Source organism: Mesorhizobium sp. B2-4-18 (assembly GCF_006441385.1).
GTDB lineage: Bacteria > Pseudomonadota > Alphaproteobacteria > Rhizobiales > Rhizobiaceae > Mesorhizobium > Mesorhizobium australicum.
Genome location: NZ_VFUW01000018.1, coordinates 1 through 24,443, shown reverse-complemented (window position 1 = coordinate 24,443; position 24,443 = coordinate 1). Strand labels below are relative to the sequence as shown.

Genomic DNA, 24,443 nt, shown 5'->3' with positions numbered 1-24,443 from the left:
AGACCGATTTCGGGCTTATGTCTGACAAAAAGGCGATCGCGCCCGCGCTCGACCCCGCCAGGCGGCATCGCCGCATCGCGGGCAGGGCCGAAACCTGCCGCTCAGATCGCCTTGGCGCGCAAGGCGCCACGGAAGGAATCACGGAGGTAGCCCAATGTCGCGTCGGCATCGGCCGGCTTGCCGAACAGATAGCCCTGCCCGCCGGCGCAACCGAACTGGACCAGCCGGTCGGCCTGCGCCTCCTCTTCGATGCCTTCGGCGACCACGTCCATGCCAAGCCCTTCGCACATGGCGAGGATGGCGCGGATGATGTGTTCGGACGGCCGGTCGTCGAGAATGGAGGAGACGAAGGCGCGGTCGATCTTGAGCTTGTCGAAATGGAATTCGCGCAGGCGGCCGAGCGAGGACTGGCCGGTGCCGAAATCGTCGAGCGAGACACGAATGCCGACGCGGCGCAGATCCTCGACGATCTGCGCGGCCGAGGCCGGGTCGTTCATCAGGCCGGTCTCGGTGATCTCGATCTCCAGCCGGCGCGGGTCGAAGCCGGTACGGTCGAGGATCGCCAGTATGTGCAGGCCGGTGTTCTGGTCGACGAGCTGCGAGGGCGACAGGTTGAAGGACAGGAACAGGTCTTTCGGCCAGCTCCTGGCGGCCTCCGTGGCCTTGCGCAGCACAAGCTGCGACAACGGGCCGATGATGCCGCGCTCCTCGGCGATGGGGATGAAGACGGTCGGCGGCACCGCGCCGAGGTCGCGGTCTGTCCAGCGCGCCAGCGTCTCGAAGCCGATGGTGCGGCGCGTGGTGAGATCGACGATCGGCTGGAAATGCGGCTCCACCTCGCCGGCCGAGACGGCGCGGCGCAGCGCCTGCTCGATGCGGGTGACGCGCTTAGCGGCCTCCTCCATCTCACGGGTATAGACGACGACGCGGCCGCGACCGGAGCGCTTGGCATGGTAGAGCGCCGTTTCGGCCTTGTTGATGAGGATCTCGGTGGTCTCGTCGCCGGAATAGAACAATGAGCAGCCGGCCGACGCCGAGAGCCTGGCGGTGCGTTCGCCGACATCGTAGGGCGCCGACAGGATCTCGATCAGCATGCGGGATTTTTCGGCCGCCGCCTCCTCCGAGAACACCAGCGGGTAGAGGAAGGCGAATTCGTCGGCGCCGATGCGGCAGACCGTCGAATGGCCGTCCATCGAGGCGCGCAGCCGCATCGCCACCTGGATCAGGATGTCGTCGCCGGCCTTGTGGCCGAACAGGTCGTTTATCGGCTTGAAGCCATCGAGGTCGAGAATGCCGACGGTGAAGGGCGCGGGATCGTCGGAACGGTCGCTGATCAGGCGATCGACCTTGTCGAAGAAGCGGCGATGATTGCCAAGCCCGGTCAACGGATCGGTGAACGCCAGATCCGTGCTTTCCCTGTTTGCCTGACCGGTGCCAAACGAAGTTTGCATCGGTGTCCCTGTTCGTCCCTGCTTTTGTCGTCGGAATTTATTTTCAGACTGGCAGCAAACCCTTTAGGAAACGTATCCCACTGACCGATTTTTGTGGCCGGAGCATGATCCCGAAAAGGGGTCCGGCTTTCGCCGTGAGCCGTGCCCAAACAGGAAGCCGGATAGCTTCGTGAAGCCGGCTATAGGATCCGTCAAGCGCTTGGATTTTCAATCGTTTGACTTGACGCGATACAGTTCCAGGGGTCTTCCCTTGGTCTCCGCCACCGGCTCCAGCCAGTCCGGCACGTCGCCGCTCATCAACCTGTCTAAAAATCCGTCCGGCGCCCTGGCCAGGAGCAGGCGGCTTTCCGCATTGCCACGGCAGAGTGCGACAAGGCCGACATGGTGGCTTTCGATGACGGCTTTGGCGTCCGCCTCCGAGCCCAGCAAGGCATCCAGCGCGACCAGATTTCCGGCGACGTTGCGGTGGTAGAGTCCGGCCAGCACGCGGTGACCGGTAAAGGCCAGTATCGGCGAGCCAAGATTCGAGAGCGAAAGCACGGTTGTGGCCGGCATCCGGCCGAGCGCCGCGAACGATGCTTTGCCGAGGCAAGCCGTGTCTGCGGCCTTGGCACCGGTGGCAGCCGCGTCGGTTTGGAAAGCGCTCGACGCCGCCCCGGCAGCGCCTGCCCAGATTGCATTTACCGATATCAGCCAGGCCGCGGCCATCCTGAGTGCGGCGCTGTTGGACGGACTGGTTTGCGCACGCTGCCGCCAGCAGGCGATCCATGCCGCAAGCGGGATCACCGCGAAGGCGATGGAGAAGGTCGAGCCGCGAACTTCCCAGGCGCTGACCAGGAACGCCATAACCAGCAGCGAGCCGACAAGGCTGTCCTGCCGACGCCAGCCATGGCCGACGCGGAGCGCCATCAGGATGATGGCCACCAACGGCGTGGCAAACCGTGCCACCGCTCTGGCCGGATCATTGGTGACGATCTGGAACAGCGGCTGCGCCTCGTCGATATGGCTGAGCCACATCTCCTTCAGGCGCGGATCGAGGTTGGCATAGGGCGAGGCCAGGCATTGCGGGAACAGGAATACAACCACAGCCGCAAGGGCTAGCCCAAGCAGGCCGAGCGAGGCCAGGCGGCCGGCGACGGTGGCACTGGTGGCCTTCCATGAAGCGATGATCGCCAGCCCCGCGCCGGCAAGTCCGGCGACGGCGAACTGCACAATCGAAAATGTGTCGCACTGTGCCTGGGTCCATGCGGATGCCGGGACGGTGGCGACGAAGACGAGAGCCGAAACAGCGGCGACGCCGAGGCCAAAGTCCCTCGCGGTCAGCCTTTCCCGAGCGCCATTGCCAAGGAACAGCAGCGCGACAGCGGCGCCAAGGGTTCCGGCGTAGGGAGCGCTTTCCATGCCGATGGCCACGCTCAGCGTGGCGCAGATGCCCGAAAGCAAGGCGGCCGGCCGCAGCAAGGGAGCCTCGAGCAGCAAGGCAAGGCTCGCCAGGATCAGCGTCAGCTGCACATTGTGATGATCCAGCGAACCTGGGGAGAAAATGCCGAGGTAGTAGAGCGCGGCGCCACCGACGACGGCGGCGGGCAGGACAGCGTGGCCGCCGGCGAAAGCGCGCGCGGCGCGGATGAGGAAGAAGACCGCCAGCCAGAACAGCAGGGCAGGCCAGGCCACCTGCACGATCTGTTCAGCCAAGGCGACGTTGCCCGTCAGGGCCAATACGGCAAGGACGCCAAGGGCCAGCGGCGCGTCGAGCAGCCGCGACCAATGCATGACGAAGCCGCCTTCCAGTCCCATCCTGTACTGGTGCAGGTCGAACCAGCCCTGGCCGGCCAGAAGATCGCGGACCTCGACCAGTTGCAGCAGGCTGTCATTGTCGCCCGCGGGATTGGCCAGTTGCGGAAATCCGGCGATGGCATAGACCAGGAGCGGCACCAGGGCCGCGAGCAGCGCCGCCAGCATGTCCGCCCGCCAGGAGGGACGGGCGGTGTCCTTGGAAGGCATCGCGGCATGGCCAGCGGTCATTTTCCCGGGATAGCCGTGGCCGCGCGCCGGAAACACCCAAAGCCTCGAGACCAGATAACTGATGGTGCTTGTCACGACCGTCGTCAGCGCCGACATGGCGACGGGCGACAGGCCGAAATGCGTCACCGCCACCTGCGAGACGAGGCCGGCAAAAGCGGCGCATCCGGCTTGCAGGGTAAGATAGCGCGGGAACGCGACCTTGTGATCGTGTTCCGCACCGAACGTCCAGCCCCGTTGCGCCCGATAGGCAATGACGAACGCCGTCGCATAAGCCATGGCACTACCGGCGAACGGCGGAACGCCCAGCGAAACCAGCAGCCACGAGAGCGCGAAAAACAATCCCGCCGCACCGATGCCCACCACCATGAAGCGGAACGCGCGCGCCTGGACAAGCGCCGGCAGCACGTCGGTCATTGTTGCTCGCGTGCCGTCGTTTCCCGCGACAGCCCGGCCTTCAGCCGCTTGACAGGTATCTCCAGCACACCGAGCAGGAATGCCGAAAAGAAGACCTGGAACGAAATGACGATCAGGCTCAAGCCCAGCACGACGATGCGCGGAATTTCGGAATCGTTCAGCGGACCGAAGCCGAGATGGGCCCAGCGCGCCACGGCATAGAGGCAGAACAGGAAGCCGGCGGCAAAGCAGATGCCGGCATTGGCGGCGAGACGGTCGGTGCTGATGGTCCTGGTCAGCCAGTCCGACCCGCGGCTTGGCGGCAGGATGCCGGTAATTTCGGCATAGTATCGCGAAATGGCACCGAAGGTGATGAGCTGGATGCCGGTGACGATCATGAAACAGGCGGCGACGAAGGTGTTGAGATCGAGCGAAAGATTGTCGACCACCCGCAAGGGGCCGAACACCAGCAGCGCCGCGAACAGCGTGCCGAGGCCGGAAAGCACAGCGCCTGGAATGAAGAACATCCAGCGCGGATTGTAGACCAGCAGGAATTTGAGGTGCCGCCAGCCGTCGCGCCAGGTTCTGAGATGCGGCGGCCGGCTGCGGCCGTCGGGCTTGAGCGTGGTCGGCACTTCCTCGATGCGCAGCCCGGCAAGCGCGCTGCGCACCACCATTTCGCTGGCGAATTCCATGCCGGTGGTCTGCAGGTCGAGCTTCCTGATGCTGTCGGCGTTGAAGCCGCGCAGGCCGCAGTGGAAGTCGCCGGTCTTGATGCGGAAGAACAGGCGGCCGACGAAGCTCAGCACCGGATTGCCGAGATAGCGATGCAGAGGCGGCATGGCGCCAGCCTCTATGCCGCCCTGGAAGCGGTTGCCCATGACCAGGTCGGCGCCGCCGCGCAGCCGGGTCACGAAAGCCTCCAGTGCACCGAAATCATAGCTGTCATCGGCGTCGCCCATGATGATGAAGCGGCCCCTGGCGGCGGCGATGCCGCCCAGAAGCGCCGCGCCATAGCCCTTCTGCGCGACCGGGACGACACGAGCACCGCCTTGCGCTGCGATCTCCCGCGAGCCGTCGGTGCTGCCATTGTCTGCGATCAGCACCTCGCCCGCCATGCCGGATTGGTCGAGAAAGGCCTTGGCCTTGCCGATGCAGACGGCGAGCGTCTCGGCCTCGTTGAGGCATGGCATCAGGATGGTGAGTTCGAGCTGCTGGGTCGAGGCTGCGCGGACGGCAGTGAGCGCGTTCATGATCGTCGTTCCATCGGGTGCCCGGCGCTGCGTCAGGTCGGCCGGCTGCATTCGGAGCTTACCGTCGCACGGCAAGGCTTAAGAAAGCGATGATGTCAGTCCTCGTCTTGTCTGCAACCGGCAGGCGCGCCTTGCTGATCCCAATGTTCAAAAGGTCGCGATTGGCAGAACGCGCCGCGACGCTTATATCGCTTGCGTCGACTATGCTGGGGACCTGCCATGAAGTTGAAAATCGCCGTCCAGATGGACCATGTCTCCACCGTGTCGATCGCCGGCGACACCTCGTTCGCCCTGTCGCTGGAGGCGCAGCGGCGCGGTCACCAGCTGTTCCACTACACGCCCGACCGGCTGTCGATGCGCGACGGCAAGGTGTTTGCCCGCGTCGAGGAGATGACGGTGCGCGACGAAAAGGGCAGCCACTATTCGCTGGGCGAAAAGGTGCGCACCGACTTGTCCGAAATGGACGTCGTCCTGCTGCGCCAGGACCCGCCCTTCGACATGAACTATATCACCACGACCCACATCCTCGAGCGCATCCATCCAAAGACGCTGGTCGTCAACGACCCGGCCTGGGTGCGCAACAGCCCGGAAAAGATTTTCGTCACCGAGTTCCCGGACCTGATGCCGGACACGCTGATCACCAAGGATCCGCTCGAAGTCGCCGCCTTCCGCAAGGAATTCGGCGACATCATCGTCAAGCCGCTCTACGGCAATGGCGGCGCCGGCATCTTCCACATGCTTGAAGCCGACCGCAATCTCGCCTCGCTGCTCGAAATGTTCGGCCAGATGTTTCGCGAGCCCTATATCGTGCAGCGTTACCTGAAGGATGTGCGCAAGGGCGACAAACGCATCATTCTGATCGACGGCGAGCCGGTCGGCGCCATCAACCGGGTGCCGGCCGAGCACGACTCCCGCTCCAACATGCATGTCGGCGGCCGCGCCGAGAAGACCGAGTTGACGACACGCGAGCGCGAAATCTGTGCCCGCATCGGGCCGTCGCTGAAAGAGCGCGGCTTCATCCTGGTCGGCATCGACGTCATCGGCGACTACATGACCGAGATCAACGTCACCTCGCCGACCGGCGTGCGCGAGGTCAAGCGCTTCGGCGGCGCCGACATCGCCAGCCTGTTCTGGGACGTGGTGGAGGGGAAGCGGACATAATTTGTTTTCAGTTTGTGTTAACCATGTTCCGCTTTTGCAGCCGGGCACAACCGGCGCGCAACCTGGGCGGCTACCGGTTGCGCCAATGTTCCCGATTTGATCAAGGGTGGCGCCTCAAAGCCGGCGCTGTTCGCGCTCCCTGAGGTCAGCCGTCTGGGCCAGGACCCAATCCCGGAACAGCTTGATCTTAGGCGTGTTGCGGCGGCTTTCGGAATGCACCGGCCAGTAGCCGCTCCATGCGCTCACCTCACTTGTTCCTGTAATGTTCTTGCCCTGGGCTGAAATCTGTGGTTGTCTTGCGTTGACGTCGCTCGCGGCCCGTTAAGGGGCAAGGGCGAGCCGGCATCGGGGGCAGACAATGGTGGCGCGGGTTCGTACGGTCGCTTTCCAGGGCATCGAGGCGGTGCCGGTCGACGTGCAGGTGATGATCGCGCCCGGCAAGGTCAACATGCATATCGTCGGCCTGCCAGACAAGGCGGTGGCGGAAAGCCGCGAGCGGGTGCAGGCGGCATTGCATGCGTCGGGCCTGTCGATGCCGTCGAAGAAGGTGACCGTCAACCTGGCGCCCGCCGATCTGCCGAAGGAAGGCAGCCACTACGATCTGCCGATCGCGCTCGGCTTGATGGCAGCCCTTGGCGCCATTCCGGGCGACATGCTGGCTGGCTATGTCGTGCTGGGCGAGCTGTCGCTCGACGGTACGATCACCGCCGTTGCCGGTGCCTTGCCGGCGGCGATCGGCGCCAATGCCGAAGGCAAAGGGCTGATCTGTCCCTTCGCTTGCGGGCCGGAAGCGGCCTGGGCGGGGCGGGAATTCGACATTCTCGCGCCCCGCAGCCTGATTGCGATCGCCAATCATTTCCGCGGCACACAGGTGCTGTCGCGCCCGGAGGCCGGCATCCGCGCGGCGGCGCGCGACCTGCCCGACCTTGCCGACATCAAGGGCCAGGAGACGGCGAAGCGGGCGCTGGAAGTGGCGGCCGCCGGCGGACACAATCTGCTCATGATCGGTCCGCCAGGCTCAGGCAAATCGATGCTGGCGCAGCGCCTGCCGTCGATCCTGCCGCCACTGGCGCCGAAGGAACTGCTCGAAGTCTCGATGATCGCCTCGGTGGCCGGCGAGCTCGGCGAAGGCAAGCTGACCGACCGGCGGCCATTCCGCGCCCCGCACCATTCGGCCTCGATGGCGGCGATGGTGGGCGGCGGCCTGCGCGCGCGGCCAGGCGAGGTCTCGCTCGCCCATCACGGCGTGCTGTTCCTCGACGAGTTCCCCGAATTCACGCCGCAGACGCTCGATGCGCTGCGCCAGCCGCTTGAAACCGGCGACTGCATGATCGCACGGGCCAACCATCGCGTCACCTATCCGGCCCGCATCCAGCTGGTGGCGGCGATGAACCCGTGCCGCTGCGGCATGGCCGGCGAACCGGGTTATCGCTGCCTGCGCGGCGATCGTTGCCGCACCGATTACCAGGCGCGCATTTCAGGTCCGCTGCTCGACCGCATCGATCTCAGGATCGAAGTGCCGGCGGTCTCGGCCAGCGACCTGATTCGGCCGGACCGGGCGGAGAAGAGCGCCGACGTGGCGTTGCGGGTGGCGCGTGCCCGCACCATCCAGCGCGAGCGTTTCGAGCGGCTCGGCGTCAACAGCGCCACCACCAACGCGCATTGTTCTCCAGCCGTCATCGAGACGATCGCCATGCCCGACGCCGCAGGCCTGTCGCTGCTCAAGGATGCCAGCGAAAAACTCGCCTTTTCGGCGCGGGCCTACCACCGGGTGCTCAAAGTGGCGCGCACGCTCGCCGACCTCGACGCCAGCGAATGTGTCGGCCGCATCCATCTGGCCGAGGCGATTTCCTATCGCATGAATTCGGAGCGCATGGCGCAGGCGGCGTAGCCGCGTTCCGCGCAGCTCCGGTTAGCTATCGCAAGGTCGCGATGAAATGCAGGCGACGGTCGAAAAACACGCTGGCCGGGAACGGATAGAGCGACAGCTTCTCACGCCAGGTGCGGGGTGTGATGCCCGCGGCGGCAAAAATGGTGTCCCACTCGGTCTTCGAGAGATAGTTGTAAGGCAGGCGCACATTGTGCCCCTTGTTGCCCACCCAATCCATGAAACGAAGCGTCTGGTAAGCCGCGAAGCCTTCGCGCAGGTGATCCTTGATGACAACGCCCTTGCGCGCCACCCGGGCCGCCTCGCGCACGAGATGGCCCGGGTGGTCGGCATGATGCAGCACATCGACAATCGTCACCCAGTCATAGGAGCCATTCGCGGCGGGAATGGTGCTGCCATCGAACAGTTCTACCGGGATATGGGTTTGCGGCCTGATCAGCACGTCAATGCCGCGAAACGTCAGCCCCGGCTTTTTTTCCATGATCGCCTTGGCGATGGAGCCGTCGCCGCAGCCGAGATCGAGAACGGTGCCGGCCGGGCCCAGTTCGTCGGCCAGCCGGTCGGACAGGATGCGCACGCGGCGCTGGAAAACCGCCCGGTCATGGACGGAATTCAACAGTTTCTTTTCGATCGCCATCGTGTTGGCCATGCCAATGCTCCCGAGCCTTCCAGCCAGCACTAACTGAAAAAAGCAAAGGAACCGTATCCAGCCATAAGAGCCTGCCGCCTTCGGCACGACATTGCCGCTGGGGCTGACGCCGCCGTCTTCGCCGCTCGATGGCCGACTACGCGGACCGGCGACATCCAGTCGGCGCTCCAAACCCTTTCAACGTGGCATCGCCCTACCTTGACGGGCCTTCAACTCCAGCCTGCGCTTGTGCAGCACAGGCTCGGTGTAGCCGTTGGGCTGGCTTGTTCCCTTGAACACCAGGTCGCAGGCGGCCTGGAAGGCGATGGAAGCGTCGAAGTCGGCGGCCATCGGCCGGTAGAGCGGGTCGCCGACATTTTGCAGATCGACAATTGCCGCCATGCGCCGCAAGGAATCCATTACCTGGATTTCCGAGCAGACCTTGTGGCGCAGCCAGTTGGCGATGTGCTGCGAGGAAATGCGCAGCGTGGCGCGGTCTTCCATCAGGCCGACATCGTTGATGTCGGGAACCTTGGAGCAGCCGACGCCCTGGTCGATCCAGCGCACGACATAGCCCAGAATGCCTTGGGCATTGTTGTCGAGTTCGCGCTGGATCTCGTCGGGCGTCCAGTTCGGCCGCACGGCCACCGGCACCGACAATATGTCGTCGAGCTTGGCCTTGGGCCGGCTCTTCAGCGCCGCCTGGACCGCATGGACATCGACCTTGTGATAGTGCGTGGCGTGCAGCGTCGCCGCCGTTGGCGATGGCACCCAGGCGGTGTTGGCGCCGGCCTTGGGGTGGGCGATCTTCTCGGCCAGCATCGCGGCCATCAAGTCGGGCATCGCCCACATGCCCTTGCCGATCTGGGCGTGGCCGGCGAGCCCGCATTCCAAGCCCGTGTCGACGTTCCAGGCCTCATAGGCGGAAATCCAGGCGGCCTGCTTCATGTCACCCTTGCGGATCATCGGGCCGGCTTCCATCGAGGTGTGGATCTCGTCGCCGGTGCGGTCGAGGAAGCCGGTGTTGATGAACACCACGCGCTCCCTCGCGGCGCGGATCGCTTCCTTGAGGTTGATCGTGGTGCGCCGCTCCTCGTCCATGATGCCCATCTTGATGGTGTTCCGGGCCATGCCGAGCAGGGCTTCGACACGATCGAACATCTCGACGGCGAAGGCGACTTCCTCCGGGCCATGCATCTTGGGTTTCACGACATACATCGAGCCGGCGCGAGAGTTCATCCGCCGTCCCTTCGGCCCGACATCGTGCAGCGCGATCAGGGCCGTCATCGCCGCGTCCATGATGCCTTCCGGCACCTCGTTGCCGTCGCGGTCCAGGATGGCCGGATTGGTCATCAGGTGGCCGACATTGCGCACCAGCATCAACGAGCGGCCAGGCACGGTCACCGTGCCGCCGGCAGGGGCGATGTAGGCGCGGTCGGGGTTGAGCTTGCGGACGAAACTCTTGCCGCCCTTGCTGATTTCTTCGGTGAGGTCGCCCTTCATCAGGCCGAGCCAATTGCGGTAGACGACGACCTTGTCCTCGGCATCCACGGCCGCGACCGAATCCTCGCAGTCCTGGATGGTGGTCAGCGCCGATTCCAGGATGACGTCGGCAATGCCAGCCGGATCGGTGCGGCCGATCTGATTGTCGGGGTCGATGACGATCTCGACATGCAGCCCGTTTTTCACCAGGAGCACGGCTTGCGGATTGGCGGCGTCGCCGCGATAGCCGACGAATTGCCTGGGATCGGCCAGCGTCGTCGAGCCGGCGCCGGCGCTGAGCTTCAGGGCGGCGTTGGCAATCGACAGGCCGTTGACCCCTGCCCATTTGCCAGAGGTGAGCGGCACCGACTGGTCGAGAAAGTCCTTGGCCCAGGCGATGACCTTGGCGCCGCGCGCCGGGTTGAAGCCCTTGCCCTTCTCAGCGCCATCCGTTTCGGGGATGGCGTCCGTGCCATAGAGCGCGTCATAGAGCGAGCCCCAGCGTGCATTGGCGGCGTTGAGCGCATAGCGCGCGTTCATCACCGGCACCACCAGCTGCGGTCCGGCCACGACCGCGATTTCCGGGTCGACATTGTCGGTCGAGACGCTGAAGGCCGGCCCTTCCGGCACGAGATAACCGATCTCCTTCAGGAACGCCTTGTAAGCGTTCATGTCGATGGGCGCGCCATTGTCGCGATACCAGCCATCGAGCTTTTCCTGCATGGCATCGCGTTTTGCCAGCAGCGCCCGGTTCCTGGGCGCCAGATCATGGACGATGACCGAGAACCCGTCCCAGAAACGCGCCGCTTCGATGTCGAGGCCGGGCAAAGCTTGGTCGACGACGAAGTCATGCAGCTCGCGGGCAATGCGCAATCCGGCGATCTCGATGCGATCGGTCATCAGGCTACTCCAGATGAAAGGCTTTGCGGGCGTTTGGCATGTCAGGGGTGCAGGGTCAATTCAGCTTAGGGTGTAGGTGGGGCATTTTGGGCGGTTGGCCAATCTCCCCGAGGAGGGCGGAGATGGCTCTTCTTCCTCAAACCGCGATCCTCGGCCTGCCCGAGGCCACCGCCACGATATGCGCTTCGATGAACATGCGCTGCGCTTCGACAGTCGAGACCCGGAACTCCGTCGCCACGTCGATCTCGGCGCTGTCGGTGCCGGCATCAAGAGCCCGCTGGGCGACAATGGCGCGCACATCGGCCTCGGCGGCCGCGATCGCCGCCGCCTCGTCGAGGAAATCGCGCACCATCTCACCCGAGGCAAGCCGGAACAGGCCTTCCTTGGGTTGGCTGACGCGGGCCTCCGCCGAAACCCTGACCTGGCCGACGACGGCGCCGAGCGCGTTGGCGACGTCGGTATCCCGGGGCACGACGCAGTCATTGCCCACCAAGGGCGCCAGGCCGGCATAGTGCAACGGCGCCGAAGCGCCGAGCCCGATGACCGGCCGGTCGAGCGCGACGCTGAGGCGGGCGATGCCGGGGTGAGCGTCGACGGCGCGCTGCACCAGCGCGTGCGCCACCGTCGCCGCGCCGTCGAGCCCGTCCTCGGCAAAGGCTGTCTCCAGGATGTATTCGGCCGACCAGCGCGTCAGGGTCAAGAGCACCCGTTCAGAGATCGCTTCCGGGGAGGCCGCGATGGCCTGGCCACGGCCGTCGCGCCTGCGGGCGAACAGTTCGGCGCCAAGGCGGGCGGCGGCGGCATCCCAGTTCGCCTGTTTGCCAAGCACGTGCGCGGCGTCCGACGGGGTGAAGCCCGAGATATGCACCAGCCCGCGCGAGACCAGCCGGTTCAGCGTGGCATTCTGGGCATTCGAGGTCAGCAGCCTGTCGAGGGCAAGCGGCGTCGCGCCGATCGCTTCGTAGAGCTTTGCCTCGGGGGCGGTCAGCCCCGCGGCGAGCCTGTCAGGCACGCCGGTGCGGACCGCGAAGCGGCCATCCATGCGGCCTGTGTTGGGCGCGCGCAACTGGCGTTCGAGTTCCGCCGTCACCGCCTCGCCATGCGCCATGCCGGACAGCGCCAGCGGCACCAGGCGGCGCGGCCCGAGCAGGATTTTCGGATTGAGCGCTCCATCCTCCAGCATCACTTCGGAATCGCCGCCGAGGCCGAAAGTGCGCATGGCGACCGCCTCGACCATGGTTCGGAAACCACCGACGGTGGCGCCTTCCGGATCGAGCCGCGGCCGGCCGCCGTCGAGGACCGCCACGTCGGTGGTGGTGCCGCCAATGTCGGAGACCACCGCGTTGTCGAGCCCGGTCATGTGGCGGGCGCCGACCAGGCTGGCGGCGGGGCCGGAGAGGATCGTCTCGATCGGCCGCTGGCGGGCAAACGCCGCCGAAACCAGCGCGCCATCGCCGCGCACCACCATCAACGGAGCGGCGATGTTGCGGGCCTGAAGGAACCCCTCGGTCGCCGCCACCAGCCGGTCGATCATCGAGATCAGCCTGGCATTGAGCAGCGTGGTGAGCGCCCGGCGCGGACCGCCGAGCTTGGCCGACAGCTCATGGCTCGCCGTAACCGGGAGGCCGGTCCTGTCGCGGATCAGCTCGCGGGCGGCGATCTCGTGCGCCGGATTGCGGGTGGCGAAATAGGCACAGACGGCAAAGCCGGACACCGACACGCCGAGTTCCGGCAGCATCGCCTCCAGCCCGGACAGGTCGAGCTTGGCGGCATTGCCATGCACATCATGGCCGCCCGCGCAAAACACCACCGGGTCGGTGCCGAGCGCCGTCTTCAAACCGTCGCGGGCAAGATCGGCCTCGGAAAAGCCGATCATGACCAGAGCCACGCGGCCGCCCTGGCCCTCGACCAGCGCATTGGTGGCGAGCGTCGTCGACATCGAGACCAGTTTGATATCGGCCGGATTGGTGCCCGCCTTTTCCAGCACAGCATCGACGGCGCCCGAAATGCCGACGGCCAGATCATGCCGCGTGGTCAGCGCCTTGGCCTTGGCCAGCACCTTGCCCTTGTTCGGCCCCTCCCGCGGACCTTCGGTCTCGGACCACAACACGGCATCGGTGTAGGTGCCGCCGGTGTCGATGCCGAGGAAGAGAGGGGCAGACTTGGTCTTGGCGGTCATTTTGGGCGAAAGTCCGGGCAGATTGTTTGGTTGCCTGCCCTTAGCCGATACCGGCTTGCGGATAAAGCCGGGAGAGATGGGCCAAGGGACGCGGCACTGCCGCGATGGAGACCTTATTGAAAGGTTGGTGTGAGGCGCCCCCCTCTGTCCTGCCGGACATCTTCCCCACGAGGGGAGATTGGCTACCCACCTATCCCACGAACCCAACCCTCTTGTGGCTGCCATCGCAGAACGGCTTGTTGGCCGAGTGGCCGCAGCGGCACAGGAAGACCTTTGTGGTGCGGTCGATCGTGTGGCCGGTGCCGGTGACGATCTCGACATTGCCTTCGAGCTTGAGCGGGCCGTTCGTGGTCGGCGTCGCCTGCAGCGGTCCGTCGCGGACCTCCAGCGCCGGCGTGTCCTTCAGCGCCGGTTCTCCGGTGGCGGCAAAGCCCGCCTTGATATGGCTGTTGTCGCAGAACGGCTTGTTCTGGGAGGCGCCGCAGCGGCAAAGCGTGGCGCGGAAAAACGTCTCGGCGCCAAGCACGATCTCGGCATGCACCGCCAGCGGGCCGTTTTCGCGCAGCCGCACGGTGTTGACCACGGGCGGCTTTTCCGGCGGGCCGCCATCCTTGCGCGCATAGGTGATCGCGCCCGAGGGGCAGTTCTCGGCCAGTGCGACGATCTTCTCGACGCTGGCCGCCTCGGGATGGATCCACTGGCCCGGCGCGTTGGGCACGAAGACATGCGGGTCGCCGAGCACGCAATTGCGCGAATGGATGCAGCGCTTGCCGGAAAACCCGACGTCGATTTTTTCGCCCTCGACCGTGCCGGCCATCGCGGTGCTCCTGTTGCCTGGAGTACGCCGCGCCTGAATGCACAGGCGCGGCGTGCCCTTGGGATGGTCTTGTTTCGGTGCATGTCGTCGCGCCGAAACCGGAACCGATTTTGGGCGGCATGCATGGCCAAGCTATGGCTCGAACAGGAAAACCGTCAAGCCGGCAACCGGTCAGGGGACCAGATCGATCTCCTCGGTTTCGCCGCCGCTACAGGTGTAGCAGCAATCCTCGCATTTTTCCTTGTTGCCGGGGCCGACGCCCCAATAGGTGCCCTCATCGCCATCGACCCAGGCGCCGTAGCAGATCGATTCGCCTTCGTTGCAGGAAATCGGCAGCTGCTTGGTCTCGCCGTCGTCGAGATAAAAATCCTTGCCACTGCCAGGCCAGACATAGTCGCGGTCCTGGCTATAGAGTTCCAGACGCATGGCGTTGGGATGGCTGTTCTTGACAGCGAAGGTGACGTCGCCGGCCTGGGCGGCCGATGCAGACAGGACGGCAAGCGAAAACGCGGCGGCGAGCCGGCGCGCGAATGTGAACGACATGGAAAACCCCCGATGTAGAATCGGCCCCCACGGCCGATAGGGGATCATGGCACGACACGGCCCGCCGCTAAAGGGATGATGCCGGCGATTGTTTCCAGATCGTCGCGGCATTTCGCCTTAGCGCTGCCAGAATGGCAGCTTGGCGATCTCAGCCTTGGCCTGCAATTGCGTCAGGCCAATATCGTCGATCAGATGCGGACTGACCTCGGACATTCGTTTGAGGTCCCAGCGAAAGCGTGTCCGCTCGCGCCAGCTTGCCAATAGGCTTCGCAGGGAGCGCGGATGCGACGATCGTTGGACGGGCACACCCGGCCGCACTGCCCGATGCTGGACCGATGCGATTGTATTGTTCATGGCAACCTCCATTGGGTTTGGCGGCCCACACCGTTGGGAACCGTGGACCTCACCCGGAAAGAGATTGAATTCTGCAGGATACGAGCGGCGCCGTAATTAAGCCCTCCCAAATAGTTCTCAAAAGTTCCAAACTTGCGCTAACTGTTTGTTTTGACGCCACTCTCGGGAGGGCTAGCCCCGCGTTTCCTGGCGAAACCGCTTCGCACTTTTCCCGGAATTGTCTATAGATGCGCCAATGCAGGGAGAGCGCTTCGCCTTTGGTCCGTTCGTGCTTGATCCGGGTGCGGGAACGCTGCTTCGGAACGACGATCCCGTTGCCGTTGGCTATCGCGGGCTGAAGCTGCTTGCGGCGCTCGTCGCAAAACCCGGCGAAATCCTGGGAAAAGCCGAACTGATGGACGCGGCGTGGCCGGGCACGGCCGTCGAGGAAGGCAACCTCACCGTCCAGATCGCGCAGCTGCGCAAGCTGCTCGGCCCGCCCGGCATTGTGGGTGAAGGGGGCGGGGAATGGATCACGACCGTTCCGCGCGTCGGCTATCGTTTCACGGGGGCCGTCGAACAGCTCGCCGGCGCCAAGCCGAAACCCTTGCCGCTGCCGGACAAGCCTTCGATAGCGGTGCTGCCCTTCGTCAATTTCAGCAACGATGCCGGGCAGGACTCTTTCTGCGACGGCTTGACCGAAGACCTGATCACCGACCTGTCCAGGATCTCCGGCCTGTTCGTCATCGCGCGCAATTCGACTTTTGCCTACAAGGGAAAGGCAATGGACGTGCGCGAGATCGCCAGGGAACTCGGCGTTCGTTATCTGCTGGAGGGCAGCGCGCGGCGCGATGCGGGGCGGGTGCGCATCAACGCGCAGCTGGTCGACGCGGCCAGCGGCGACCATCTATGGGCGGAACGCTTCGACCGCGGCCTGGACGATATCTTTGCCGTCCAGGACGAGGTGACCGCCAAGATCGTGGAGGCGCTGCTCGGCCGGCTGCGCGCACCGCCGCCACGCAACCGGCCCGCCAATCTCGACGCCTACGACCTGTGCGTGCGGGCGCGCAAGCTGATCGATGATTCGCCGCAGACCGCACGGGAAGCGCATCTGATGCTGACGCGCGCGGTTGCGCTCGATCCCCACTACGCCGAGGCCTATCGCTGGCTTGCCATGAACCACTGGATGGGATGGGTGCATTGGGGCGAGCCTATCGACCCTAACCGCCGCATTGCCCTGGAGCTGGCGCGCAGGGCGGTCGCGATCGATCCCAACGATGCCGGGTGCCACTGGGTGCTCGGCAATTTGCTTGCCTATGAGCATGAGTTCGCCGAGTCGGAGGCCGAATTCGCCAGGGCGTTCGAACTCGACCCGAACGAGGCCGATGCCTGGGCGACATTGTCCGACATAACGACCCTGGCCGGGCGGGTCGAGGAGGCCCTGGAGCAAATCCGCAAGGCGTTCCGGCTGAACCCGTTTCCACCGAGCTGGTACTATCTGACGCTCGGCCAGGCGCAATATGCGGCGCGCGACTACGCAGGCGCCGTCGAGACGCTGCGCCGGGACGAGACCTACCGCACCAGCTCACGCCGCTTCCTGGCGGCAAGCCTTGCGCAACTTGGCCGGCTCGAGGAGGCGCGCACGGAGGTGGAACTGTTCCTCGTCGGCAATCCGCATTTCACGACCCGCCATTGGGTCTGGACGGAGCCCTTCCGCGACGACGCGACGCGCGAGCACTTCGTCGATGGCTTTGGCAAGGCCGGCCTTCCCGACTGACGCGCCGGGGTGGCTCCTGCACCGAAGCGCCACTACGGCACCAGGTCGATGGTTTCGGTCGTGTGCTCCACGCAGATGAAGCAGCAGGTATCGCAAGGCTGGTCGTTGTCTGGCCCGACGCCGGCGGAAATCTTGTCGTTGCCATCGGCCCAGGCGCCATAGCAGATGCGTTCGCCCTGATTGCAGGAGATCGGCACTGATTTCTGCGAGCCCGGATCGACAAGAAACACCTTGTCGTTGCCCGGCCAGACGGTCTCGCGATCGCGGCTGAACAGCTCGACCGCGACCCCCTCCTTGCGCAGGTTCTTGACGAAAAAGGCCATGTCGGCGGCCTCGGCCGAATTGGCCAGGACCAGTGCCGCCACCGCAAGCATGCGAAACAGCGTCACCGCCGACCTCCCCGAATCACCGCGGGCAGGTTCGCACGGCGGCCGGGAACTAGGAAGACACGTGGCCCTGCGCGGTGATCTCACGTCCCAGCCTCACCACTTCATGGATCAGCAGATCGAGATCGTCGCGTCGGGTGCGATGATTGGTGATCGCCACACGCAACCAGTGCTCGCCATGCACGGTGGTGTCGGAGAGTGCAGCGATGCCTTGCTCCTGCAGCCGCAACATGATCTCGGTGTTGAGCGCCTTCAGCGCTTCGCCCGCCAAACCGGGCTGATAGCGGAAGCAGACGATGTTGATGGTCGGCGCCGCCGCAAGCTCCAGCGAAGGCTCGGCCTCGATCAGCCCGGCCAGATAGGAGACCTGCGCGATGTTCTGGTCGATCAGGCGGCCGAATTTTTCGACGCCATGTTCCTTCAGTGCCATCCACACTTTCAAGGCACGAAAGCCGCGCGACGTCTGCAGACCATAATCGTGCAACCATTCGCCGGAAGCGAGGCCGCGCGGCGTCGATTCCAGATATTCCGGCGTCACCGCGAAGGTCCGGCGGTGCGCGGCGGCGTCCCTGACCAGGGCACAGCCGACCTCGAAGGGCGAATGCAGCCATTTGTGGGGATCGAGCGCGACCGAATCGGCCCATTCGATGCCGGCGACGCGGTGGGCGTTTTGCGGGGCGATGGCGATCAGCGCGCCGATGCAGCCATCGACATGGAACCAGAGGCCTTCCTCGTGAGCGAGTTTGGCAAGCGCCCGCAGGTCGTCGATCGCCCCAGTGTTGACCGTGCCGGCATTGCCGACGACGCAGGCCGGTTTGAAGCCGGCTGCCCGGTCCTCGACGATCGCCGCGCGCAACGCGTCGATGTCGATCCGCAGCCCGGCATCTGTCGGGATGCGGCGCAGCGCCCGATTGCCGAGGCCAAGTGCCTCCATGGCCTTGCGGTGGCAGGCGTGGATCTGATCCGAGCCATAGAAGCGCAGCGGCTTCTCGATAGCTGAAACGCCGTGCTCGCGCACGTCGACGCCGGCCTTGACGTTGCGCGCCACCGTCAGCCCGATGATGTTGGCCATCGAGCCGCCGCTGACCAGCGTGCCGGAGGCCGAGTCCGGAAAGCCCAGCATCTGCTTGCACCAGTTCACCACCTGGCCGTCCATCAGTCCGGCGGCATGGTTGCCGCCACCGAGGTTGGAGCCCTGTATCGCCGCGAGGAAATCGCCGAGCGCGCCGGTGAAGTTGCTGGACCCCATATACCACGACCAGAACCGTGGATGGATGTTGCCCATCGGATAGGACATCACGGTGCGGGAGACCTCGCCATAAACGGCGGCAAGCGACGTCGGCGAGCGCGGCAGGGGCGCACGGAACATGCCTCTCACATCTGCCGGCATTTCCCGCCAGACCGGACGGTCTCGCACGTCGCGCAGATAGTTGACGGCTTCATCGACGACCCGGCGCGACAGGGCCTGCACATCGGCCCAGTCAGGCGGATCAAGCGTTTCCTCGGCCACCATGCCAGGAGATTCCCGCGCGACGTCCATGGCGATCTCCCTATCAAGCCGGGAATTGGCAGCCGGGCGTCGAGCACGATAGCGCCAGCTCGTCGGCATCCATTTCAGCCTCGACGCCGTCGAACAGCGGCGTCGACATGTAGCGCTCGCCCGTGTCGGGCAGCATGCACAGGATCACCGATCCGGTCGCCGCCTTCTCGGCGACCTGGCGCGCGACGGCGAAGGTGGCGCCGCCGGAAATGCCGGTGAAGATGCCTTCCTTCCGCGCCAGCGCCCGCGCCCATTTGATGCCCTCCGGACCGGCGATCGGCATCACCTCGTCATAGAGGCTGGCGTCGATCGCCTCCTGCAGCACGTTGGGGATGAAGTCCGGCGTCCAGCCCTGGACGAGATGCGGCTCGAAGGCCGGGTGGCTGGCGGCTGGCGCGCCATCGGCACCGCGCTGCTGCGCCTTGCCGCTGCCGACCAGTTGCGCGTTGGCCGGTTCCGAGAGCACGATGCGGGTGTCGGGCCGTTCGCGGCGCAAGACCCGCGCCACGCCGACGACCGTGCCGCCGGTGCCATAGCCGGTGACAAAGCAGTCGAGCCGCGAGCCGGCGAAGTCGTTTATGATTTCGCGCGCGGTCGTCGACTCGTGGATGGCGGCATTGGCGGCCGTCTCGAACTGGCGGGCAAGGAACCAGCCATTGGCCTCGGCCAGTTCGACCGCCTTCTTGTACATGCCAAAACCTTTTTCGGCGCGTGGCGTCAGCACCACCTTGGCGCCCAGCATGCGCATCAGCTTGCGGCGCTCGACGGAAAAGCTGTCGGCCATGGTGACGACCAGCGGATAGCCTTTCTGCGCGCAGACCATGGCAAGCCCGATGCCGGTGTTGCCGCTGGTCGCCTCGACTACGGTCTGGCCGGGCTTCAGCGCGCCGCTGCGTTCGCCCTCTTCGATGATGTTGAGCGCCAGCCGATCCTTCACCGAGGCGCCCGGGTTGAAGAACTCGGCCTTGACGTAGATGGTCGCATGGGCCGGACCCAGATTGTTGACGCGCACCACCGGCGTGTCGCCGACGGTGTCCAGGATGCTGTCGAACAATCGGCCGCGCCCCTCGGTGGTTCTGATTTGTTGTTTGTTCAACATCGTCGATCTCCTCGATCGTGTTCTCACGGGCCGGTTACAAACCGGCGGCCTGGGCGGCGAGGTTTCGACACCTTGCCGCGATATGACGTGCCGCTCAGACGGCAAAGGTGACATCGGGCGCGAAAGCATCGCCACCGGATGCGCCGTGTCGGGTCTGTGATAGAGTAAGGGCCGACAGGCCAACGTGGGAACAGGCGTGGAAACGGACGTGGAAACCGCACAGGCGAGGCGGGACGGCAGGGCAACGGCCCCGTCCGTGCGCCTGCTCGGAACGCTGGCGATCACGCGCGACCAAGTGCCAGCCACCCTGCCGGGCTCGCGCAAGCTGCGGGCGCTGTTGGGGTATCTGGCGCTGGCGCCGCACCCCGTCGGCCGCTCCCGCCTGTGCGAGCTTTTGTGGGATCTGCCCAACGATCCGCGTGGCGAGCTGCGCTGGTGCCTGAGTAAGTTGCGCACCGCTCTGGACGGGCCGGAACGGGGTCGGGTCGTCACACAAGGCGATACGGTGGCGCTCGATCTCGAGGATTGCCCTGTCGATGCGCTGGAGGTCAGCCGCGCCGGCTTCGAAGGCATCGCAACGCTTGGTGTCGAGCGCCTGCGGGCGCTGGCGAAATTGTTCGCCGGCGAGTTCCTTGACGGCCTGGAGCTCGAGCGGACCCCGCTTTTCAACAGCTGGCTGACGGCACAACGCCGTCGCTTCGGTGCCTGGCACGTGGCCGTGCTGGAAAGACTCGTCGAAACCCTGCCGGCGGATTGCGACGAAGCGGTCGCTCATCTCGACAGATGGCTGGAACTGTCGCCGTTCGAGGAGCGCGCGCACCGGGCGCTGCTGGCCGGTCTGGCGCGGCGTGGCGCCGTCGGCGCGGCTGAGCAACATCTGGCGGCGGCCGAGCAGCTGTTCGGGTCGGAAGAGCTGGATTTCGCGCCGCTGCGCGCGGCCTGGCAAACGATCCGCGAGCGGCGGCCGGCCGGCTTGTCCATGGTATCGCAGCCGGTGGCCGGGCCGACCGTGGCCGAGACCGCCGAGCCGAGCCACGCTTCGCTGGCGGTGATGCCGTTTGCCGGAGAGGCGCGCGGCGGACCGGCCGACGGTTTCACACACGACATCATCACCCGGCTGGCCAAGCTTCGCGATTTCTTCGTCATCGCGCGCGGGTCGGTGTTTGCGTTGGCCGAGGAAGCCATCGCGCCCGAGGAGGCGGGCCGCCGGCTGAATGTCGACTATGTTGCCACCGGCGCGGTGCGCAACCCGGCCGGCAGGCTGGTCGTCAACGTCGAGCTGATCGAGGTGCGCACGGCCAGGATCGTCTGGGCCGAAACCTTCGAGCGGCGGTCGGACGATATCTTCACCGTGCTCGACGAGATCGGCGACAGCATCGTGTCGTCGATCTCGTCCGAGATCGAGACGGTCGAACGCAACCGCGCCCTGCTCAAGGCTCCCAACTCGCTCAATGCCTGGGAGGCCTACCACCGTGGCCTCTGGCACATGTACCGTTTCACGCAGGCCGAGAACGAAACGGCACGGCACTTCTTTGCCAGCGCCCTGCGGCTTGATCCGACCTTCGCCCGCGCCCATGCCGGCCTGTCCTTCACCCATTGGCAGAACGCCTTCCAGCGCTGGGGCGACCGCGATCGCGAAAGCGCGCTGGCGTTCGAGAGTGCCGGGCAGAGCTTGCTGGTTGATGACCACAATCCGGCCGCGCACTGGGCGATGGGGCGAGCGCTGTGGCTGCGCGGCGAACAGGACGGCTCGCTCGGCGAACTGGAACAGGCGGTCAAACTCAGCCCCAATTTCGCGCTCGGCCATTATGCGCTGTCCTTCGTCCATTCGCAGTCGGGCGACCCGCGGGCGGCGATCGGCTCCTCCGACCATTCGCGCCATCTCAGCCCTTTCGATCCGCTGCTGTTCGGCATGCTGGGGGCGCGGGCCATGGCGCACGTCCGGCTCGGCCAGTTCGAGGAGGCGGCCGGATGGGCGCTGAAGGCAGCCGCCCGGCCGAACGCGCACGCCATCATCCTGGCGATCGCGGCACATTGCCTGGCACTGGCGGGGCGGCTCGAAGAGGCGCGCGGCTTTGCCGCCGCCATCCGCAAGACGTTGCCGGACTACCGCGCCGACGATTTCATCGCCACTTTCCGCTTCGAGCCCGATGCCGAGGCGTTGTTTCGGCAAGGTGCCAGGCGGATCGGGCTCGGCTGAATTTCGTGCTTGAACACCTGCGTTAACGAAGTCGGAAGGAGTTGCTTAACCGTTCACGGCTATGTGACCTCGCGGGGGGTCCATGGCAAAGTGAGTATGATGAGCGACAGCCCCGACAAACGCAGCGAATGGCGCGCCATCCTTCATGTACAGGCCCGCATCGCCGTGCTGTTCGTTCCGGTCGTGGCCAGCCTGCTGCTCATCGCTGCCCTTGCCGGCAACGATCGCAAGTCCGTTCCGGATGTCGACCGAACTGTTACGGGCTCGGTGCGATAAATCAGGCCGAACCCGCTTTCCCCCTGCTCTTCGCAGCATTCAATAGAAGCGCGGGATCGGGCCGTTCTGCGGGGTGGTGCGGTCGCCGAGGTCCAGAAAAACCTCGTCGACGTAGCACCAGCCCCAGCCTTCCGGCGGGTCGTAACCCTCTATGACGGGATGGCTGGTGGCGTGAAAATGCTTGGTGGCGTGGCGGTTGGGGGAGTCGTCGCAGCAGCCCACATGACCGCAGGTGCGGCAGAGCCGCAGATGCACCCACCACGAGCCGCTCTTCAGGCACTCCTCGCAGCCGAGCGCGCTCGGCGTCACGTCCTTGATCCCAGCGGCGTGCTTGCATTCATCCGCCATCACACTCTCCCGACCTATCTCTCGTTCGAAGCATGATCTTTTCCGAAAACCGGTTTCCCACTTTTCGGGATCATACTTGAGGCGCGCCGGCCTGGCTGCCGTCCCGCGCAAGAAATGCATGCAGCGCCGCCACCACCTGGGCGCCCTCGCCGACAGCCGCCGCGACGCGTTTGACCGAGCCGGAGCGCACGTCGCCGATGGCGAACACGCCGCTGCGGCTGGTCTCCATCACGCCATGGGCCCATGCTATGTCCGATCCGGTGCGGATGAAACCCCTGGCATCCAGCGCCACGTCGGATTGGGCGAGCCAATCGGTGTTCGGGTCGGCGCCGATGAACAGGAAGAGATGGCGGATCGGCCGCGTCGTCGAGGCGCCGCTCGAGCGGTCGCGCCAGCGTACCGTGGCGAGATTGCCTGCCTCGCCGTCCAGCGCCTCGATTTCGGCGCCGGTCAGCACCTCGATGTTCGGCTGCGCCCTGATGCGCTCGACGAGGTAACGCGACATCGAGGCCTCGAGGCTGCCGCCACGCGCCAGCAGCGCTACTTTCCTGACCTGGCTGGCCAGGTAGACGGCCGCCTGGCCGGCCGAATTGCCGGCGCCGACCAGCGCCACTTCCTGGCCGCCGCAAAGCCGTGCTTCGATGGGCGAGGCCCAATAATGCACTGATGTGCCCTCGAACTCGGCGAGATTGGCGACATCGAGGCGGCGATAGCGCGCGCCGCTGGCGATGACCACCGAGCGCGTGCGCACCGTCTCGCCGTCGCCGACCGCGAGCTGGTAGCGCGCACCGTCGGTGGCGGCACCGAGCAGCTTCACCTCGTCGGGGATGACCATCTCGACGCCGAATTTCTGCGCCTGGTTGTAGGCGCGCGCCATCAGCGCCATGCCGGTAATGCCGGTGGGGAAGCCGAGATAGTTCTCGATGCGAGCGGAGGCGCCGGCCTGGCCGCCGAAGGCACGGCAATCGAGCACAATCGTCGACAGCCCTTCCGAGGCCGCGTAGACCGACGCCGCCAGACCGGCCGGTCCGGCGCCGACGATGGCGACGTCATAGACCTTGCTGGCGTCGACCGGCCGCAGCAGGCCGATGCAGCGGGCGAGGTCTTTCTCCGCCGGATTGAGCAGCAGCCTGCCATTCGGGCACAGCACGACCGGCAGGTGGTGGGGATCGACCTGGAAGTGCTCGAACAGCGTCTTCGCGCAAGGATCGGTTTTGGAATCGAGCACGCGGTGGGGCTGGCCGCTGCGGGCGAGAAAGCCTTGCAGGCGAAGGACGTCGCCATTGTCGGCAGGTCCGACGATGATGGGACCGATCGTGCCACTCTCGAGCAGCCCGACGCGGCGCAGGATCAGCGCCCGCATGATGCGCTCGCCGAGATTGGCCTCCTGCACCATCAGGTCGCGCAGTCGCTGCGACGGGATGACGAACGCCTCGACCGGCTCGGCCGCCTGCGCATTGACCAGCGACGGACGGGCCGAAAGCTGCGCCAGCTCGCCGGCGAAGCTGCCCGGGCCATGCGTGACGATCGTCTCGCGTCGGCCAAATTTGCCGTCCTGGGTGATATCGACCTTGCCCGACAGGACAACGATCAGCCCCGGGGACACATCGCCGGCCTCGAAAATGTGCTCGCCGGCGGCATAGGCGCTGGCCTCACCGAACCGGCGCATGCGCTCGATGTCCGCCTCGGCTAGAGTCTTTCATGTTTTGATGGCAGCGTATCCAGCATTCGCGAAGTAGTTGCCGCATTCTTCAGGCTCGATCG

20 protein-coding genes are annotated in these 24,443 nt (G+C 65.6%); 5 read left to right on the top strand and 15 right to left on the bottom strand.

Annotation, left to right across the window (positions count from 1 at the left end):
- Positions 1 to 101: 101 nt before the first annotated feature.
- The 3 genes from FJ527_RS28430 to FJ527_RS28420 form a co-directional block, all read right to left on the bottom strand.
- On the bottom strand, positions 102 to 1,451 hold the full coding sequence (locus tag FJ527_RS28430; protein ID WP_140824620.1) for an EAL domain-containing protein: 1,350 nt from the start codon (positions 1,449 to 1,451) through the stop codon (positions 102 to 104).
- Positions 1,452 to 1,658: 207 nt separating this feature from the next.
- Positions 1,659 to 3,890 (bottom strand): GtrA family protein, encoded by a 2,232-nt coding sequence (locus FJ527_RS28425; RefSeq protein ID WP_140824619.1) that lies wholly within the window; start codon positions 3,888 to 3,890, stop codon positions 1,659 to 1,661.
- Positions 3,887 to 5,122 carry a glycosyltransferase family 2 protein gene (locus FJ527_RS28420; RefSeq protein WP_140824618.1) on the bottom strand — a complete coding sequence of 412 codons (1,236 nt, stop codon included), beginning with the start codon at positions 5,120 to 5,122 and terminating at the stop codon, positions 3,887 to 3,889. Before FJ527_RS28420 ends, FJ527_RS28425 begins: the two co-directional genes overlap by 4 nt.
- 219 nt (positions 5,123 to 5,341) lie before the next feature.
- On the opposite strand from FJ527_RS28420, the gene gshB reads away from it, so the two are divergent.
- On the top strand, positions 5,342 to 6,283 hold the full coding sequence (gshB, locus tag FJ527_RS28415; protein WP_140711959.1) for a glutathione synthase: 942 nt from the start codon (positions 5,342 to 5,344) through the stop codon (positions 6,281 to 6,283).
- 114 nt (positions 6,284 to 6,397) lie between these two features.
- Here gshB and FJ527_RS29885 read toward each other — a convergent pair whose 3' ends face one another.
- Positions 6,398 to 6,529, bottom strand: a complete 132-nt coding sequence (locus FJ527_RS29885; RefSeq protein ID WP_280739566.1) for a hypothetical protein — start codon at positions 6,527 to 6,529, stop codon at positions 6,398 to 6,400.
- A 112-nt stretch (positions 6,530 to 6,641) separates the two neighbouring features.
- Here FJ527_RS29885 and FJ527_RS28405 point away from each other — a divergent pair, with 112 nt between their 5' ends.
- On the top strand, positions 6,642 to 8,174 hold the full coding sequence (locus FJ527_RS28405; RefSeq protein WP_140824617.1) for a YifB family Mg chelatase-like AAA ATPase: 1,533 nt from the start codon (positions 6,642 to 6,644) through the stop codon (positions 8,172 to 8,174).
- 25 nt (positions 8,175 to 8,199) lie between these two features.
- Here the strand turns inward: FJ527_RS28405 and FJ527_RS28400 are convergent, their stop codons facing one another.
- The 6 genes from FJ527_RS28400 to FJ527_RS28375 all read right to left on the bottom strand — a co-directional run bounded on the left by FJ527_RS28400 (position 8,200) and on the right by FJ527_RS28375 (position 15,074).
- Positions 8,200 to 8,820, bottom strand: coding sequence for a class I SAM-dependent methyltransferase (locus FJ527_RS28400; protein WP_140824616.1), 621 nt, complete (start codon positions 8,818 to 8,820; stop codon positions 8,200 to 8,202).
- A gap of 177 nt (positions 8,821 to 8,997) precedes the next feature.
- On the bottom strand, positions 8,998 to 11,181 hold the full coding sequence (locus tag FJ527_RS28395) for a malate synthase G (RefSeq protein WP_140824615.1): 2,184 nt from the start codon (positions 11,179 to 11,181) through the stop codon (positions 8,998 to 9,000).
- Positions 11,182 to 11,317: 136 nt separating this feature from the next.
- The gene (locus tag FJ527_RS28390; RefSeq protein ID WP_140619815.1) at positions 11,318 to 13,360 is read right to left on the bottom strand and encodes a hydantoinase/oxoprolinase family protein; all 2,043 of its coding nucleotides are present in this window, start codon (positions 13,358 to 13,360) and stop codon (positions 11,318 to 11,320) included.
- 190 nt (positions 13,361 to 13,550) lie between these two features.
- Positions 13,551 to 14,177, bottom strand: a complete 627-nt coding sequence (locus tag FJ527_RS28385; protein ID WP_140824614.1) for a CDGSH iron-sulfur domain-containing protein — start codon at positions 14,175 to 14,177, stop codon at positions 13,551 to 13,553.
- Between the two features lie 171 nt (positions 14,178 to 14,348).
- Complete coding sequence (locus FJ527_RS28380; RefSeq protein WP_140824613.1) at positions 14,349 to 14,720, bottom strand: hypothetical protein; 372 nt, start codon at positions 14,718 to 14,720, stop codon at positions 14,349 to 14,351.
- Positions 14,721 to 14,837: 117 nt separating this feature from the next.
- Entirely contained in the window at positions 14,838 to 15,074 is a 237-nt protein-coding gene (locus FJ527_RS28375; RefSeq protein ID WP_140824612.1) for a DUF1127 domain-containing protein, read from the bottom strand.
- A gap of 235 nt (positions 15,075 to 15,309) precedes the next feature.
- Between FJ527_RS28375 and FJ527_RS28370 the strand changes: the two genes are divergently transcribed.
- Complete coding sequence (locus FJ527_RS28370) at positions 15,310 to 16,830, top strand: winged helix-turn-helix domain-containing tetratricopeptide repeat protein (protein WP_140824611.1); 1,521 nt, start codon at positions 15,310 to 15,312, stop codon at positions 16,828 to 16,830.
- Positions 16,831 to 16,862: 32 nt separating this feature from the next.
- Here the strand turns inward: FJ527_RS28370 and FJ527_RS28365 are convergent, their stop codons facing one another.
- The 3 genes from FJ527_RS28365 to FJ527_RS28355 are packed head-to-tail and all read right to left on the bottom strand — an operon-like array spanning position 16,863 to position 19,855.
- Positions 16,863 to 17,219: a hypothetical protein gene (locus tag FJ527_RS28365; RefSeq protein ID WP_140824610.1), complete on the bottom strand. Its 357-nt coding sequence runs from the start codon at positions 17,217 to 17,219 to the stop codon at positions 16,863 to 16,865.
- Between the two features lie 49 nt (positions 17,220 to 17,268).
- Complete coding sequence (locus tag FJ527_RS28360) at positions 17,269 to 18,756, bottom strand: aspartate aminotransferase family protein (protein ID WP_140824609.1); 1,488 nt, start codon at positions 18,754 to 18,756, stop codon at positions 17,269 to 17,271.
- Between the two features lie 13 nt (positions 18,757 to 18,769).
- Positions 18,770 to 19,855: a pyridoxal-phosphate dependent enzyme gene (locus FJ527_RS28355; RefSeq protein WP_140824608.1), complete on the bottom strand. Its 1,086-nt coding sequence runs from the start codon at positions 19,853 to 19,855 to the stop codon at positions 18,770 to 18,772.
- A 196-nt stretch (positions 19,856 to 20,051) separates the two neighbouring features.
- On the opposite strand from FJ527_RS28355, the gene FJ527_RS28350 reads away from it, so the two are divergent.
- Together FJ527_RS28350 and FJ527_RS28345 are read left to right on the top strand one after the other, a co-directional pair.
- Entirely contained in the window at positions 20,052 to 22,055 is a 2,004-nt protein-coding gene (locus tag FJ527_RS28350) for a BTAD domain-containing putative transcriptional regulator (protein ID WP_181166523.1), read from the top strand.
- 99 nt (positions 22,056 to 22,154) lie between these two features.
- Positions 22,155 to 22,331, top strand: a complete 177-nt coding sequence (locus FJ527_RS28345; RefSeq protein ID WP_023772044.1) for a hypothetical protein — start codon at positions 22,155 to 22,157, stop codon at positions 22,329 to 22,331.
- 39 nt (positions 22,332 to 22,370) lie between these two features.
- Here FJ527_RS28345 and FJ527_RS28340 read toward each other — a convergent pair whose 3' ends face one another.
- Both FJ527_RS28340 and FJ527_RS28335 read right to left on the bottom strand, forming a co-directional pair.
- A complete protein-coding gene (locus tag FJ527_RS28340) occupies positions 22,371 to 22,679 on the bottom strand; it encodes a UBP-type zinc finger domain-containing protein (RefSeq protein ID WP_015314705.1) in 309 nt (102 codons plus the stop codon).
- A gap of 70 nt (positions 22,680 to 22,749) precedes the next feature.
- Entirely contained in the window at positions 22,750 to 24,348 is a 1,599-nt protein-coding gene (locus FJ527_RS28335; protein ID WP_246677830.1) for an FAD-dependent oxidoreductase, read from the bottom strand.
- Positions 24,349 to 24,443 lie beyond the last annotated feature (95 nt).

What these genes read in the sequence shown, in the direction of transcription:
- FJ527_RS28430 (WP_140824620.1), bottom strand. Translation starts at nt 1,451, where the DNA reads ATGCAAACTTCGTTTGGCACCGGTCAGGCAAACAGGGAAAGCACGGAT.
- FJ527_RS28425 (WP_140824619.1), bottom strand. Translation starts at nt 3,890, where the DNA reads ATGACCGACGTGCTGCCGGCGCTTGTCCAGGCGCGCGCGTTCCGCTTC.
- FJ527_RS28420 (WP_140824618.1), bottom strand. Translation starts at nt 5,122, where the DNA reads ATGAACGCGCTCACTGCCGTCCGCGCAGCCTCGACCCAGCAGCTCGAA.
- gshB (WP_140711959.1), top strand. Translation starts at nt 5,342, where the DNA reads ATGAAGTTGAAAATCGCCGTCCAGATGGACCATGTCTCCACCGTGTCG.
- FJ527_RS28405 (WP_140824617.1), top strand. Translation starts at nt 6,642, where the DNA reads ATGGTGGCGCGGGTTCGTACGGTCGCTTTCCAGGGCATCGAGGCGGTG.
- FJ527_RS28400 (WP_140824616.1), bottom strand. Translation starts at nt 8,820, where the DNA reads ATGGCCAACACGATGGCGATCGAAAAGAAACTGTTGAATTCCGTCCAT.
- FJ527_RS28395 (WP_140824615.1), bottom strand. Translation starts at nt 11,181, where the DNA reads ATGACCGATCGCATCGAGATCGCCGGATTGCGCATTGCCCGCGAGCTG.
- FJ527_RS28390 (WP_140619815.1), bottom strand. Translation starts at nt 13,360, where the DNA reads ATGACCGCCAAGACCAAGTCTGCCCCTCTCTTCCTCGGCATCGACACC.
- FJ527_RS28385 (WP_140824614.1), bottom strand. Translation starts at nt 14,177, where the DNA reads ATGGCCGGCACGGTCGAGGGCGAAAAAATCGACGTCGGGTTTTCCGGC.
- FJ527_RS28380 (WP_140824613.1), bottom strand. Translation starts at nt 14,720, where the DNA reads ATGTCGTTCACATTCGCGCGCCGGCTCGCCGCCGCGTTTTCGCTTGCC.
- FJ527_RS28375 (WP_140824612.1), bottom strand. Translation starts at nt 15,074, where the DNA reads ATGAACAATACAATCGCATCGGTCCAGCATCGGGCAGTGCGGCCGGGT.
- FJ527_RS28370 (WP_140824611.1), top strand. Translation starts at nt 15,310, where the DNA reads ATGCAGGGAGAGCGCTTCGCCTTTGGTCCGTTCGTGCTTGATCCGGGT.
- FJ527_RS28360 (WP_140824609.1), bottom strand. Translation starts at nt 18,756, where the DNA reads ATGGACGTCGCGCGGGAATCTCCTGGCATGGTGGCCGAGGAAACGCTT.
- FJ527_RS28355 (WP_140824608.1), bottom strand. Translation starts at nt 19,855, where the DNA reads ATGTTGAACAAACAACAAATCAGAACCACCGAGGGGCGCGGCCGATTG.
- FJ527_RS28345 (WP_023772044.1), top strand. Translation starts at nt 22,155, where the DNA reads ATGAGCGACAGCCCCGACAAACGCAGCGAATGGCGCGCCATCCTTCAT.
- FJ527_RS28340 (WP_015314705.1), bottom strand. Translation starts at nt 22,679, where the DNA reads ATGGCGGATGAATGCAAGCACGCCGCTGGGATCAAGGACGTGACGCCG.
- FJ527_RS28335 (WP_246677830.1), bottom strand. Translation starts at nt 24,348, where the DNA reads ATGCGCCGGTTCGGTGAGGCCAGCGCCTATGCCGCCGGCGAGCACATT.